Origin of the sequence: Methanoregula sp. PtaB.Bin085 (genome assembly GCF_002067035.1) — an archaeon.
In the GTDB taxonomy this organism is placed as follows: Archaea; Halobacteriota; Methanomicrobia; order Methanomicrobiales; family Methanospirillaceae; genus Methanoregula.
Genome location: NZ_MVQB01000059.1, coordinates 16030 through 31262 on the forward strand (window position 1 = coordinate 16030; position 15233 = coordinate 31262).

General features: G+C 60.2%; 10 protein-coding genes and 1 pseudogene. 7 read left to right on the forward strand and 4 right to left on the reverse strand.

The window, feature by feature from the left end; all coding sequences use genetic code 11:
- Positions 1-60: 60 nt before the first annotated feature.
- From A4E33_RS12225 to A4E33_RS12240, 4 genes are all read left to right on the forward strand, one after another.
- Positions 61-816, forward strand: coding sequence for a 50S ribosomal protein L16 (locus A4E33_RS12225; protein ID WP_363054355.1), 756 nt, complete (start codon positions 61-63; stop codon positions 814-816).
- Between the two features lie 142 nt (positions 817-958).
- On the forward strand, positions 959-1780 hold the full coding sequence (locus A4E33_RS12230; RefSeq protein WP_292348493.1) for a pyrroline-5-carboxylate reductase: 822 nt from the start codon (positions 959-961) through the stop codon (positions 1778-1780).
- 115 nt (positions 1781-1895) lie between these two features.
- The gene (locus A4E33_RS12235) at positions 1896-2882 is read left to right on the forward strand and encodes a PEGA domain-containing protein (protein ID WP_292348495.1); all 987 of its coding nucleotides are present in this window, start codon (positions 1896-1898) and stop codon (positions 2880-2882) included.
- Positions 2883-2940: 58 nt separating this feature from the next.
- Positions 2941-3606: a hypothetical protein gene (locus tag A4E33_RS12240; RefSeq protein WP_292348496.1), complete on the forward strand. Its 666-nt coding sequence runs from the start codon at positions 2941-2943 to the stop codon at positions 3604-3606.
- 155 nt (positions 3607-3761) lie between these two features.
- Here the strand turns inward: A4E33_RS12240 and A4E33_RS12245 are convergent, their stop codons facing one another.
- From A4E33_RS12245 to A4E33_RS12255, 3 genes are all read right to left on the reverse strand, one after another.
- Positions 3762-4253, reverse strand: coding sequence for a hypothetical protein (locus A4E33_RS12245; protein ID WP_292348497.1), 492 nt, complete (start codon positions 4251-4253; stop codon positions 3762-3764).
- Between the two features lie 287 nt (positions 4254-4540).
- Positions 4541-7126 carry a PGF-pre-PGF domain-containing protein gene (locus A4E33_RS12250; RefSeq protein ID WP_292348498.1) on the reverse strand — a complete coding sequence of 862 codons (2586 nt, stop codon included), beginning with the start codon at positions 7124-7126 and terminating at the stop codon, positions 4541-4543.
- A gap of 350 nt (positions 7127-7476) precedes the next feature.
- On the reverse strand, positions 7477-10848 hold the full coding sequence (locus tag A4E33_RS12255; RefSeq protein WP_292348499.1) for a PGF-pre-PGF domain-containing protein: 3372 nt from the start codon (positions 10846-10848) through the stop codon (positions 7477-7479).
- A 210-nt stretch (positions 10849-11058) separates the two neighbouring features.
- On the opposite strand from A4E33_RS12255, the gene A4E33_RS12260 reads away from it, so the two are divergent.
- Entirely contained in the window at positions 11059-11205 is a 147-nt protein-coding gene (locus A4E33_RS12260; RefSeq protein ID WP_292348500.1) for a hypothetical protein, read from the forward strand.
- A 118-nt stretch (positions 11206-11323) separates the two neighbouring features.
- Here the strand turns inward: A4E33_RS12260 and A4E33_RS12265 are convergent, their stop codons facing one another.
- A complete protein-coding gene (locus tag A4E33_RS12265) occupies positions 11324-11962 on the reverse strand; it encodes a hypothetical protein (protein ID WP_292348502.1) in 639 nt (212 codons plus the stop codon).
- Between the two features lie 311 nt (positions 11963-12273).
- On the opposite strand from A4E33_RS12265, the gene A4E33_RS12270 reads away from it, so the two are divergent.
- A complete protein-coding gene (locus tag A4E33_RS12270) occupies positions 12274-13716 on the forward strand; it encodes a DUF2341 domain-containing protein (protein ID WP_292348503.1) in 1443 nt (480 codons plus the stop codon).
- A 787-nt stretch (positions 13717-14503) separates the two neighbouring features.
- Positions 14504-14824: pseudogene (locus A4E33_RS14765) on the forward strand (hypothetical protein); the annotation flags it as partial.
- Positions 14825-15233 lie beyond the last annotated feature (409 nt).

Below are 15233 nucleotides of genomic sequence, written 5' to 3' on the forward strand. Positions count from 1 at the left end.
TGAAATACCCGGAATTCCTGCCCGCTTTTTATCACTCACATCCAATCACAGGAGCAGGACATGGTAAGAAAACCGGCAAAGATGTACAGGAACATCTCCAAGAAGGCCTATACCCGGCGCGAGTACATGGGCGGTGTTCCCGGCAACAAGATTGTACAGTACGAGATGGGCAACCTCTCGCAGGAGTTCCCCCTCCAGGTTGACCTCGTGATCGAGGAAGCATGCCAGATCCGGCACAGCTCCCTCGAAGCAGCACGCATCACCGCCAACCGGCGGCTGTTGAAAGACGTTGGCCGTTCCAACTTCCACTTCAAGGTCCGCGTCTTTCCCCACCACGTCCTGCGCGAGAACAAGCAGGCAACCGGCGCCGGCGCCGACCGTGTCAGTGAAGGCATGCGCCTCGCGTTCGGCAAGGCCGTCGGCACGGCCGCGCGGGTCGACCCGGGCCAGAAGATCATGACGGTCTTCTCCCAGCACCAGTACCTCGAGAAGATCAAGGATGCCCTCCGCCACTCCGGCCACAAGCTCCCGAGCCCCTCGCACCTGAAGGTCTCCACCATCAAGGTCAGCGGCAGGATCGTTGCGGCACCGAAGCTCGTGGGCGAGAAGGTTGTTGCAGCACCGGTCGTGACCGAAGAGGCAGCAGCCGAGCCGGCAGCGGCAGCAGCCGCACCGGCCAAGGGAGCCAAGGGCGGCAAGGAAGCAGCCGCCCCGGCCAAGGCCGACGACAAGAAGGGAGCAGCACCCGCGAAGGGAGCTGCCCCGGCCAAGGATGAGAAGAAGGGAGCTGCCCCGGCAAAGGGCGGCAAGAAGTAAATTTTCTTACCATTTTTGCCGGGTTCCCCGGCACGTTTTTTTTCGGGCGTTCCGGGCTGTCCCGGCCGTACCGCATCATGAACCCGTCACGGCCTGCCCCCGCAGGACCGCACGGATCACCTCCGCATTCACAGGCATAAAAATGACACGCTATGGTTTCATCGGTACAGGATCGATGGGGAGCATGCTCATCCGGAAGTTCATCAGCACCGGTATGATCGCTCCCCGGGACATCACGGCAGGCTCGAAGAGCGGCAACTCCGCCCGGGCACTGGCAGAAAAGACCGGCATCACCGCCGCTCCATCCAACACCGCGGTTGCTCAGGAGGCAGACGTCCTCTTCCTCTGCGTGAAACCGGCCGACGTGAAGAGAGTCCTCGACGAGGTCTGGGGTTATCTGCAGCCCGGTGTGCTGGTGGTCTCCATCGCGGGCAGCATCACCCTTGCCGAACTCGCACGCTCAGCCGGCCTCCACGCACGGGTGGCCCGGGTCATTCCGGCCGTGACCTCGGAGCAGGAAGCCGGGGTATCACTTGTCGCCTTCGGCCGCGGCGCGACACCGGAGGACCGGGCGCTCGTCCTCTCGCTCTTCAATGCCATCGGGACTGCCGTGGAGACGGAGGAGGAGAACCTCGACCTCTACGCTGACCTGACGAGCTGCGCCCCGGCGTTCATTGCCGCCATGATGCGGGAGTATGCCGCCGCAGCGGTGCGGACAGGCGCGGTGGAGCCCGCTGTTGCGGAGTTCCTGGTCCGGAAAACCCTTGCCGGGACAGCCCGGCTCCTCGAGGAGAACGGGACCGGGTTTGACGAGGTCATCCGGCGGGTGGCGACAAAGGGTGGCATCACCGAAGAGGGTGTGAAGGTGCTGGATGCCCGGCTCCCTGCGGTCTTTGACGAGGTGCTCCGGGCAACGGAGCGGAAACGGCTGATCCGGGCGCAGCAGCTCGTGCGCGGGGCGTGAGCGGGCAGGCTGTGGGGGGGATTGCAGGGCGCCGGATCCTCCGGACCTCCCCGGACAGAAGGTTTTTCCCCCGCGTGCAGAAACCTGTTTAATCACATCCCAAGAGATCATCGCTGTGAAACGCCTGGCAATCCCCGCCCTCCTTATTCTCCTTCTCGTCCTGGTACCGCACGTACCCGCTGCGATCGGCCCGTCCATTACGGGGGTCACCCCCATATCCGGCCCCAACAACGGTGTTGTCACCATCACGGTCACCGGCACGGGTCTCGATACAACAACGGTGATCCGGCTGAACAAGTGTGCAGCCCGGACCGGCAGCACCGGCCAGCCCGCGTTCTCCGGCACCATTCTCCGGAAGGACTCCGACTCCGTAACTGCCGCGTTCGATCTCCGGAACAAGGTGGCAGGCCCGTACGATGTTTCGCTGAGCGCCCTCTGGGAGGGGCAGGAAGTCTGGGCGGTCTCCTACGCTTCCTTCTCCGTGTATCAGGCATCCGGCCAGCCGGATCCTGTCATCACGTTCACCATCCCCCCGGTAACCACCACCACGACCACGGCACCGACCCCGCAGGGGAAGAACAGCGTCCTGTTCGACTCAAACCCCCCCGGCGCGGCGATCTCCCTTGACGGGGAACGGATCGGCACAACCCCGTTCGTATATTATACCGATAAAGACGGTACCTTCAACGTTGTTGCATGGAAGGAAGGGTACGCCGAGTACGAGTCCAAAGTCACGATCTATGAGGGGAGACGTGTCGGTTTCCTCGCACCACTCACCCCCCGCTCCGCGGTCACGACCACCACCGTTCCAACTGCCACGTCAGCGACGACACCAGCGACCACAGCCAAAACCACGGCAACGACCGCGGCAACGGTAAAGACCTCCTCGGTCCCAGCAACCGGGGTGCCGGCGGGCACGACAACGGAGGTGACCCAAACGGCCCTGCAGGTAACCGGCACGATATACACTCCCGTATCGATCGTCATCCCGACACCCTGGCCGACGGATACTCCCGGTGCGAAAAAATCGTCGGCCGATCCCTTCCTTGCGCCGGGCGCTGCCGCCCTTGCAATCCTGGCCGTCCTCACGCGGCGCAGGTGAAGGAGCAGGCAGGACCCGGCCGTAAGATTAATCGTCTTTTCCCGCGGTATCTTGTGCAATGAAGTATATCTGTCCCTTCATGCTTGCTGCCCTCATCCTGTCTGTACCGGTTCTTGCTGCTGCCGATGCGTCAGCTGCACCGGCCGGGATACTCCGGACCCTGCAGCCTGTCCCGGAATCCATCCTGCCGGCAGCCGCTCCGGATGGTGAAAACCCCGGCACCTGTCCTGAAGGCCAGGATTGCATGACCCTTGCCCGTGCGGAACAGGTATTCCTTGAGGGGACCTGGTGGAACGGCACCATGATCTGCGGGTATGCGGCAGCAGGCAACCAATCCGTGCCGGAGTACTGCTGCAACGGAACCTGGAAACAGGCCGCCGGGACATTGGTGGCCCCGGCTGTGGAAACGCTCCCTGCGGACAAGCGGATAACGCAATCCGGCACCCCGGCCGTATCCCTGCACACCGGCAGTACCATTGTCGCATCCGGGAGTGCCCCCCGGAGGGTACCGGCGATCCGGAAGGAGGAGGGTTTGGTCGACTCCTTCATCGTGTTCTTCTCCGGCATCCTCACCCGGCCGGACTGCCCGCCGTCACTCCGGGCCTGCGGAAAGCAGTGCGTTGACCTGCAGACCGATGCCGCACACTGCGGCCTGTGCGGCTACACCTGTCCTGACGGTGCAGTCTGCACCGGTGGCGAATGCCGAATCTATAGCAGCACGTGAGGCCCGCATCGCCCGGTCTCCCTGCCGTGCATTTTTTTTATTTTTTACCCATCAGTCCCGGAACCGTTTTCGTTTGGCGGTCTCTTCTGTAAGTGGCATATCCGAAAAAAGGCGGGATCCCCCCGGGCGCGGGCTTGCCGTATGCTGCCGCACACTCAGTGGTTCTTCACGGCATCGGGGACCGGCATATTTGACATGGCAGCGCCGGAGACGACCGGGCAGAACATGCCGTCCAGCCTGACGAAGTAGGATGGGGTCTTGCCCTGGTATTTGATATCCGGGAATATGACAAACGGTTTCATGACAGGTTCATTGCCTCCGAGCGGGACCGAGCCGGACCGGAAGGTGTTATTGTCATCATACATGGCAATGACCTGGACATCCTCGTATGCCCCTTTCGGGATGCGGACGATCCCGTTACAGTGGTACGCTGCCTCCGAACGGTCGCCGACAGCACACTGGATACCGGAGATAAATGCAACCGCTTCCGGGGCAGGTGTCGGTGTTGACGCCGGAGTATCGGGCGCAGCGGCCGGTGCAGTGGTCACCGGTGTTGCGGTCACGGTTGCTGCGGGAGCGGGTTCTTCAACGCATCCTGCGGTCATGAGAACTGCCAGGGTAACAAGGACTGTGAGAAAATGCCTCATCGTTGTCTTATTCATTCCCGCACATAAAAAAAATATCGGATTGTCCGCCGGTCCGGAGGGATCGGAGAACCCGCGGGCCTGCACGTTTGTCAGGAAGTCATACTGGTGTGAAATGATTGGGAGAGCCACGCCCGATTAATGGTACCCGGCAAAATCCTGAAGGCTGCGAAACCTGAAGGATGAGAATGCTGCCTTAACGAGGGTTATCTGACCCGAACCACGAGAAGATTTCGTCAGACATCTTCGAAACCGAAAGGTCATCAGACCATGAGGGTGAGAAGAGTGCATCAGCACTCTTCGAACAGTGCCGGGTTCTGCCGGCGGATCCACCAGCGCCGGGCGTACCAGCCGCCGCCGATGATCCCGGCGCAGCAGATAACCGCAATCACCGGCACGAGGGGAAACGGGGAGGATTTGGCCGGCACCTGTGCGGGAGCCGCCGGTGCGGTGGTCTGCGTTGTTACCGGCTCCTGCGTGGTAACGGGCGGGGTTGTCACCTGCTCCGTGAACGGCGTGCTGACGATATCCTGCGTGGCCGTAACCTCCGGTGTCACAACAGCCGTTGTCCCGGCAATTGCGAACGATGAGAACCCGGACGACTGCGCCGAGTAGTACACCGTGCCATCCTTCGTGGTGAGCAGCGTTGTCGGGAGCGGCTGCCAGCAGTCCGGGGTCATATGGTGCAGCACGATGCTCTTTGGATCGATGTGATTCTCATCCAGCCATGCCTGCGGTACCGTGAAGTGGATCACGGCGTTTGTGATCGTGCCGTACCGGGCCGGCTCAAGGCCGAGGTACTGGAAGACGGTGCCGACCGGTGGGGTGCAGCTGCCGGACTGACCGTGCTGCACGGTACCGGTGACGATAAGATCCCGGAGGTTCGTCCCGGTCACGGTCGCCTGCCCGGCCTTCGAGTCGCCGCCGATGTTCACGGTCACGGTCATGACGGGGTATCCGGTGGATCCGGTTGCTGCCGTTCCGCCCCCGCCACCTCCTCCTGATACCCCGCTGCTGACCTGTGGCCAGTCGTCGTCATTGGGAACCTGGATGGGTGCCGGCGTCCAGTCTCCCTGCGCAACATTCAGGGTGATGTACACCGTCTGTCCGTCGACCGTCCCGCTGATGGTCGGGGCGCCGGCAACCGTGGTGATATAGGTTCCCTGTGCAGCGCCGCCGGCCGTACCGGCCGTTGCAGGTGCAACGATACCAGTACCGGAGATTACCGCGTACGCGTTCGGGATGCCGTTTGGTACGAAGATATCGCCCGGGATCGTGTCGACGCCATTCGAGTCATATGTCAGGTTTGTCCGGATGTACGCGGTCTGGGGGAGCGTGATTGCCTGAGGGGTTGCAGTGATGCCGAGCACGAGCCACGGATCATATGCTACCGGGCCGTTCATCATCGCCCCGGGATCGCTGTTGGTGCCCCACCAGGTGTGGGTTGCATCGATCGCACCTGAGGTATAGATGGCCGGGCCGGCAATACTCGCGGTGTTCCCGTATATCCGGCAGAAGTGAATGTCGGCCGTGGTGTAATAGTTCCAGATCGCACCGCCCTGTGCAGCCGAGCAGCCGGTGATGGAGGAGGAGAGCATCGTGAGATCGCTGCCCAGTGATGCGATCGCACCACCGTTCCCGGATGTTGTACAGCCGCTGAACGTTGAGTTGATAATATCCCCGGTTAAGGATCCGATATAGAGCGCCCCGCCAAAAAGGTCGGCCGAGCAGCCCTGGAAGGTACTCCCGGTGGTGATGATGTCGCCACCTGTTGCAATCGCACCACCGGCCATGCCGGCCGAGCAGCCGGTGAAGGATGTGCTGTCGATAACGAGTTCCTCGCCGAGCGCAATGGCACCTCCGATTGAATCCGCCGAGCAGCGGGTGAAGGAGGATCCAACGATGTAGACCGGGCCGCCGTCAGCCCAGACTGCACCGCCATATCCCGATGCCGTACAGTCCGTGAAGGTGGATGCGAGTATCTGGGCGCCCTCATCGTAAAAATCAAGCGCCCCGCCGTCGATGGCGGAACAGCGGGTGAATGTCGAGTACCAGACTATGAGCTGGCCGCCGGCCTCGATCGCGCCACCCCAATCGTCCGGTGCAGAACAATCGGTAAAAGTCGTGTAGACTGCACCGAAGATGTTGTCATCAGAATAGACCGCCCCGCCGGAACCATTCACCGCAGTGCAGCGGGAAACTGTTGACCACCCGATGACGGTCGTCATACCCCCGGACCAGATTGCCCCACCATTCCCCGCAGCCGAGCAGTTGGTGATGGTTGAGGAAATGATGCCGGTTAAGGCGTTCTTTGCGAAGATTGCTCCGCCGTCATCGCTGACATACCCGTTCCGCAGGGTCAGGTTATCGAAATAGAACATGCCTGCACCGGTTACATTGAAGATCCTGCCCTCCATGCGGGCATCAATGATGGTGTTTGCCCGGGTGCCACCGAGAGTCGCGTTGGCCATGATGATGAGTTGTTTATTGATGATAAGATCATGCTCATAATAGATTCCCGGGTCAAGGTACAGGACACTGCCGGCGGGTGCAGCATCGATCGCAGCCTGGAGCGACTCACCGGGATGGACACTTTCCATAACCATGGAGGATGGCGCAAAGGCGCTCGTATCATTGACCGCCATGGCATCGAACATCGCCCGGGTGGAGGCGTCCATGACGTGCGGCGAGGGGGATGGAGCTGGTCCCGGGGCCAGTGCCTCCGTCAGGTTGAAGGATCCCGGCACCGAGTGGGAATATGCCGATACCGGCGCTGCCAGCGCAAGCACCGCGATCAACAACACTGCAAAAACCAGACTCTTCCGTACTGCAACCATCATGCACCCACAGGATATGAGAATCATTGTACCGGACATGCAGCTGCACTGCGCACGCCCGTATGATAAATGATAAACGATAAACATGATTTCCCTGCCTTCTTATTCGTTTCTAAATCTACCGTCGGTGCCTCTATGGAGGAATTATTGTTCTGTCCGGTATATCCGGCATTGAATGAGGGATGGTGCCGGCTCTACGTAATAATTCGTGCCCGGTCACCAGGTCACGTCAGCCATCCTCCCGGAATCGTGAAAGCTGTCAGGCCGGGAGAAGGGAAAACTACGTCAGCAGTCTGTGTTGGTTTCACAAAACCCGGAGGATGAGAGGAATCCGTCAGAATTCCCCGGGGTCTGCCTGATCATCAGGTCAGGATGACGAGAAGACTGCGTCAGCTTTCTTCGAACAGGGCCGGGTTCTGCCGGCGGATCCACGAGCGGCGGACGTACCAGCCGCCGCCGATGAGTCCGATGCAGCCGATAACGGCAACCACCGGTACGAGCGGGAACGGGGAGGATTTGGCCGGTGCCTGTGCCGGGGCCGGCGGGGTGGTGGTCTGCGTTGTCACCGGCACCTTCGCGACTGCTGCCGGTGCGGGAGGCTGTGCCGCCTCAGCGATACCCGGTTGCGATGTTGTGACGGCAATGGCCGGTGTCATTTCCCCTGGTGTTCCCGCGATCGCGAACGACGAGAACCCGTTCGACTGCGCCGAGTAATATACCGTCCCGTCCTTCGCCTCCAGGAACGTTGTCGGCAGTGCCTGCCAGCAGTCCTGTGTCATGTGGTACAGCACGATGTTGCCGGGTGCGATATTATTTGCGTCCAGCCACGCCTGCGGGACGGTGAAGTTTATCACAGTATTCGTGATCGTCCCGTACCGGGCCGGCTCGAGGCCGAGGTACTGGAAGACGCTGCCGGCCGGCGGGTTGCAGCTGCCGAAGGGCCCGTACTGCTCCGTGCCGGTCACGATCAGGTCCCGGAGGTTCGTGCCGGTGACCACCGCCTGCCAGGCCTTCGAGTCGCCGCCGATGTTCACGGTCACGGTCATGAGCGGGTTTGTGGGGGAATTGGGGAAGTCGCCAAGCGTTTCACCGGTGTCCTGCTGGGAATAGGTCGGGAGCGGGGTTGGAACTGGAACCGGTACGGTCACGGTAAATCCCCCGGGGAGCACAGCCTCCTGCCCGTCCATGTTGATCATGACAACATCCCATGCCCCGGCCTCTGCGCCGGTGATCGGCAGTATGCAGGTTATCTGCAACGGGCTGACGACCGTGACGCCGATTGCCGTGATGTTGGTATGCCCGGCCCGCACCAGCCGGACCGCAGGCCCGCTTAGGAATCCCGAGCCTGCAAGATTTGTAATGGCGATGGCCGAGACGTTCAGGCCGGTATTCGGAGTGATACCGGAAATAACCGGGGCTGCAGGCGTGACCGTAAACGCCCCGGGGAGCACCGCTTCCCGCTCGTCCGGGTTGATCACGACAACATCCCATGCCCCGGCCTCTGCACCGGCGATCGGCAGTGTGCAGTTTATCTGCGACGGGCTGACAATCGTGACGCCGGTTGCCGTGATATTGGTATGCCCGGCCCGCATCAGGCGGACCACGGTTGTGCCATGAATGGTGAACGATGACCCGGCCAGGTTCGTGATGGCGATGCCCGTGGAGTTGACACCCGTATTCGGGGTGATTCCTGTGATCGCTGGTGCACCCTGCGCAACCGGCAGGTCAATGTACACCGTCTGGCCGTCGACCGTGCCGGAGATGTTGACTGTCTCGCCATAGACCGGTGTAAAGGTCGTTTCTGCAACGCCGTTCACCGTCCAGTCGGTCAGGGGCGAGACCGAACCGGAGCCGGAGATCATGGCATACGTGTTCGAGATAGCATCCGGGACATATCCACCCCCCGGGGGAAGGTCATCTGAATTGAACGTCAGGTTCGTCCGGATCGCGGAGGTCCCTGCCGTATCGATGGATGCCGGGTCAGCGGTGATGCCGAGCACAAGCCACGGGTCGGCAGCGACCGGGCCGCTGATGAACGCAGCCGGGCCTGCATTGGTGCCCCACCAGTTGTTCTCTGCAGAAAACACCGATGAGCCGCTGCAGTAGAACCCGGGCGCGCCGGCAGCAGTATTCTGGTAGATGTGTGAGTAATGGACGGCGGCGGTTCCGCCCCACGTGTTGTAGATCGCACCGCCAACATTGCCCGCCGAACAGCCGGTGAAGGTGGAGCGGGTAACCGTTGCTGTACCCCCGCCGTTGAAGATCGCGCCGCCATTCCCGACGGTTGCCAAGCAGCCGGTAAAGGTTGTGTCGGCGGCTGTCACGGCGCACGTGGTGTCGATCGCGATCGCACCGCCATCCATGCCGGTCGAACAACCCGTGAAGTCAGAGCCCGTGATGAGTATCGTACCACCGGTTGCATCGATCGCGCCGCCACTGTCGGTTGCCGTGCAGCCGGAGATGGTGGAGGATGTGATCGAGATAGCGGCGCCATTGCTCCCGATCGCGCCGCCGCTGTCTGCTGCCGTGCAGCCGGAGATGGTGGAGCTGATGACATCCACCGTGCCGCCATTGGACAGGATCGCGCCGCCCGTGTCCGCCGAGCAGCCGGAGATGATGGAGTTGGTGATGGAGAGGGTACTGGTAGTACGGATCGCGCCGCCACGACCGGTTGCTGTGCAGCCGGAGAACGTGGAGCCGGTGATGGTCAGGGGGGCCTCGCTGTAAATCGCACCGCCTTCTTCAGCCGAGCAGCCGGTGAACGTGGAGCCGGCAATGGCAGCGGACCCGCCCGTGACATGGATCGCACCGCCGCCGGGTGCAGAGCAGCCGTTGAATTCCGATGATGTGACCGTGAGCGTGCCCCCCACATTCTGGATCGCGCCTCCCCAGTAATGATAGGTTGCTGCCCCGGAATGGCAGTTGGTGAACACCGATGAGGTGATGGTCGCCGTTCCCTGATAGTTATAGATCGCGCCGCCCGCGGACAGGTATGTGGCAGCCTGCGCTGAGCAGTCGGTGAACGTGGAGGACGTGACCACGAGGGTACCCATGTTACCGATCGCACCTCCTTCTGCCTCATAGTCAAATGGATCGGGCGACACCGTGCACCGGAGGAATTCAGAGGATGTGATGGTAACAGTGCCGGGACTCTCCCAATAATTTGTAATCGCACCGCCAAACCATGATGAACAGTCGGTGAAGGCAGAGCCGGTGATCGTGACGGTACCTCCATGATTATTGAAGATCGCGCCTCCGACATTTGCAGAGCAGTTGAAGAACCGGGAGGACGTGATCGTCAGGGTACCGCCATTGTCATTAAAAACCGCACCACCAAAATCGACATTCATCATCGTCGCGTTCTGCAGGGTCAGGCTGTCAATGGTGAGTGCGTATCCCGCACTGTTGACGAAGATCCTGCCGGCACGCATTGCATCGATAATCGTATCCGCGGCACTGCCGCTCCGGGAGCGGACGGTGATGTCCTTGTCGATGAGGATATCATGCTCGTTATAAGTCCCCGCTCCGAGGATGATCCTGTCCCCGGAGCTCGCATTGATAATTGCCCCGCGGATCGATCCCTGGACCGGATCATTTGGTACAATCGTGATATCCGCAGCCTGTACCGGAACTGCCAGCACCAGAAGCCCGATGATCAGCGATACCGAAAAAAACAGAACATTTTCCCGTTTACCCATCATCCACGTCCACGGCATTGCCCCGCGGGCGCCCGGAACCACCTTCCCCGATCGTTCCGGCACCCGGCGAATTCTTTGGAATTATATCCTATGGGTAATGAACGTGCCGATATGGATCCGGCGGGTTCACGACGGTCCGCCGGCATTCCCCTAACCGCCCGGTTCAATCCATGAACCCGGACTATTGGGGCAATATTTCCCTGACCCTGCAAACCGTATGATCATCTCTGCGGCATGCTTCCGGACGTGCGGCAGGATGGAGGTTTTTTTCCCATGACCAATCTAGGAGACGTAATCCGACAGATCGAGACTGCCCTCTCCGACAGCCGCGATCCACCAACGCCCCACGAGCGTGAGGTGTTCCACCGCATCCTCACGAGCGTCTATACCGGCGCGGTCGATGCAAAGGGCAGCTGGTAATCTTCCCCTCTATTTTACCAGACAGTGATGGTACCGGATTTCCTGCACCCGTGCTCCTCACGGAGATTCTGAACCTGAAAAAAAATTCTCATGCCGGCGCTCTGCCGGCCCGGCCCGTTCACGGGGCAATCGTGACCGACTTCACAATCTCTTCTGTCCGGCCCTGGAGAGCGCGGACGGCCGTGGGTTTGTTCTCGCCCCGGAACGCGAGGATATACATCCCCTTGTCAGTCTTGGTGAAGATGTAGTATCCCTTCACCACCTCGGTCTGGAAGTCCAGCTGGTACGCCTTGGTGCCGGAAACGGTGAGCGTGCTGCTCTTGACGATGCTGTGGGAGTCCAGCCGGGTCTTGTAGTAATCCTGGAGCGCAAGGGTTGCCTGGTTGAAGTACGCCTCGAAGTCCGCGCCGGGATTCTCGTCAATGTCGACACTGAGGGTATTTACCGACTTTGCGTCGCCCGGGATCGTGACGGGGGAGGAGAAGGTAGCGATCCGCACCGCCCGCCTGCCATAGTCCCGGATATCGCTCGTCATGACATCCTGCCGCGACCAGTCCGCGGGAACCGTGACGGTAACGCCGTACGGGAGGGTGGCCGCTCCCGGGCCGGCAGCGCCGGCAGCAGCGACGGGCTGTGCGGTAGGCACAGGGGTGTATACATGGGTGGCCGGCCCGGATGCGCAACCGGCGGCGAGCACGGCAGCGATTGCGAACGCGGCGATGGTGATATACATGGGGAGATTGTCAGCGTGTTTCATAGGCACTCCTGAATATCCGGAGTTTGTAATTAAGGGTGAAATAGATTGTGCGGTTTGTTGAGGGCCTGCAGCCGCAAAGGCCGGCATCGCTTCCCCTCTTCTGAGTGCATAGCGTTCTTCGACATACGTCCCCGGATCCGGCCCGCTCACCCCATCAGTCCGGTGCCCCACGGGCAGCCCGGGGGCATGTTGTTTCCCCGCCCCCGCCTGTCACGGGATGCCTGTCCCGGCCTGCCGGCCCCGGGATAACACATATCCGACGGTTTTTTATGGTTGCCGGATCGAGTACCGTCTGTATAAGGTGGCTCCCGATGAAGCAGGTGCACATTCTCCTTCTTTTTGCGCTCCTCCTCCTCGCGCCGGCCGTTCCTGCGGCGGACACGGGCGGGGATTCCTGGAGTTCGCAGTGGCGTATCGATCTCTCCCGCCCGACACCCTCGGACAATTTTCCGGTAAAAGTCTCCCTCTCCCCGGCGATCTTTGACTTTGCCGGTGCGCAGGCGCACGGGGAAGACCTCCGGTTTGCAGATGAGGACCGGACCTCCTTTGCATACTGGATCGAGTCCTGGGACCCGCTGCAGGGCGCCGTTGTCTGGGTGAACGTGCCGGAGTCCGGCACACGATCGTTCTACATGCTCTCGGGGAACCCGGCAGCGGAAGCGGAGTCGGACGGGGCAGCGGTCTTCACCTTCTTCGATGACTTTTCCGGCCCGTCGCTGGACACCGGCCGATGGACCGCAACTGGCGGTGGATCAGCCACCTTTGCCAACGGTATCCTGATCAGCACCGGCAAAAAGGGCCTGTTTGGCACCACGGCCGTGCCGGGCATCTACGACAAGGTGCTCGAGGTCCGGGGGAAGTTCCACGCCTCCTCCGGCAATGACGTGGACATCGGCTTTGGCCGGCTCAGCGGCACGAACCTCTGGGCCGGGGCGGCAGAGGGCGAATGGATCAATGCCCACGGCTGGGAGGGGACCGGCATGACGCTCAGAAACGCCGGCGATACGGAGGACTGTTACAATATGCTGTACCCCGCAACCCCGCTCTGGGACTCCTCCGGGTACCATACCTACAGCCTCTCATTTGAGCCCGACCGCATGGCCGTGGAGAAGGACTATGAACCGTACGTGACGTACAACACGACCGGCTGCCACCTTGCCACCGACACCCTGCCGGTCGAACTGATCCTCGACCATTCTGACGAGCAGCCTGACTACCCCCAGTACGTCGACTGGATCCGCGTCCGCCCCGCGGCCGATCCAGAACCGGAGGCTTCGGTGACAAAGCTCGGATCGGCACCAGCCGCTGCCCCGCAGAAGACCGGAACCAGCAGCCTGGTCCCGCTGGTGCCGGTCATGGTCACCTTTATCTTCCTCATCATCATCGCGTACATCGTGTATACCCACCGTCACGTCTTCCACCGGAAGACACCCGCTGAGGTGATCCCCCGGCCGGCTGTCAGTATGACAAAGGAGGCGGCATTCGGCGACCCCGGCGGCATCGAGCTCGAGATCACCAATACCGGCTCTGCTGAAATCTCATCCATCCGCGTCACGGTCAATCCCCCTGCCGACATGAAACGCGAATCAACCGTGCACGAGCTGGCCGGGCTCGGGCCCGCGGAGAGCCGCATCTTCCCCGTCACCTTCTTCCCGCCGGCAAAGGGAACCTACGTGCTGAAGGTTGTTATCGAGTACGAGGTCTGGGGCCTGAAGCATACGCTGGAGTTTCCGGAGCGGGTGAAGGTGAAGTAGGAGCGGGTATCCTCATTTTTTTTAATTCTGTAGAAAAGTTGACGAAATTTTTGATAGTATTGCGATGGGGCCACGGGCGCTCGCCGCTCGAAACCTGTGGTTTCTCATGTTCGGGTTCTGATGACCCCACACACCTGGAAGCCTGACGGCTTCTGCAAATCAGTCCTACTTCGCAGGCCTGATACTCAGCGTGGCAAAGAGATGTGGGTTACGAGGAATGGAGGATTCGCATGATCGCGGACGTCTCCGGCTGGCAGGATAAATATCGCGATATTAATAAATCGGGCTCACGAACCCTGAATGTGTCTGATACCAGTCCATGATAACACAGGACAGTCTCAGGGGAACTCTACCGATGAAAAAGATAAAAACAATTTTCGCAATTTCCTTCGTTCTGGCAGCATTATTGATCGCGCCGGCTGCCGGTAGTTGTGCCGGACCCCCGCAGCCCGTTCCGGATGCCAGTATCTTTCAGAATTCAACCGGTATTGCTCTGGATCCTGCCGGGAATATTCTTGTGACAATCCGGCATCATGCAGTACGGACTTTTTCACCATCGGGTCAGATTATCTCAACATGGGGTTCGGAAGGGTTTGATGAAGGAAAGCTTGGCTGGGCAACATACAGCACGAGTGACAGCCAGGGTTTTGTCTATATCACCGATCAGAAAAACCGCCGGATCCTGAAGTTTTCTCATGATGGTGAATACATTACCCACTGGGACTATTTCCGGGATGATCCCGGGTGGTGCCCGGTACCGAGAACAACGTGTGACAGTAATTGGTATATGGCAACCCATTCCCTTGGCGGGATAGCTGCAGGTCCTGACGGAAATCTGTACATTGCCGACGTACTCAATAATAGTATCTCCGTCATAACATCCGACGGGAAATTCCTGGAAAAATGGGGACCAGACGGTACAGGAACCGGGAAACAACTCTCCCCTCAGACTGAGACCGCACAAGATGGTGCCGGCGGGAAAATTTTCATTTTTGATGGGATCCCCGCTGTTGTCCCCAGGGAAAACGGACAATTATTCCTCCCGCAGGATGTTGCTGTTGACCGCGAGGGAAATGTGTTTGTATCTGATTATGGAAATTACCGGATCCAGAAATTTTCATCAGACGGTGCCTTCCTGACTGCATGGGGATCGGAAGGAACCGGTGATACACAATTTTTAGAGCCCGGAGGTATTACAGTCGATCGAAATGGCTTTGTCTATGTTATCGATACTGGTCTGTCCTGTGTGAAAAAATTCACGGGTAACGGGACTTTTGTAAAAAAATGGGGGACACGGGGCGTCCGGAACGGTCAGTTTCTGAAACCTTTTGACATTGTGATCGATGAGACCGATCATGTCTATGTTACCGATTCCTCGGATGAGAGTGTCCAGAAATTCACTGCGGATGGTGTTTTTCTTTACAAATGGAAAACATCGCCGGAAACTCCCGGACAGGTGCCTGAACAATCCGGTTTCAGCATCCTCCGGCGGGATGATATACCCCTCATCAGGTCAA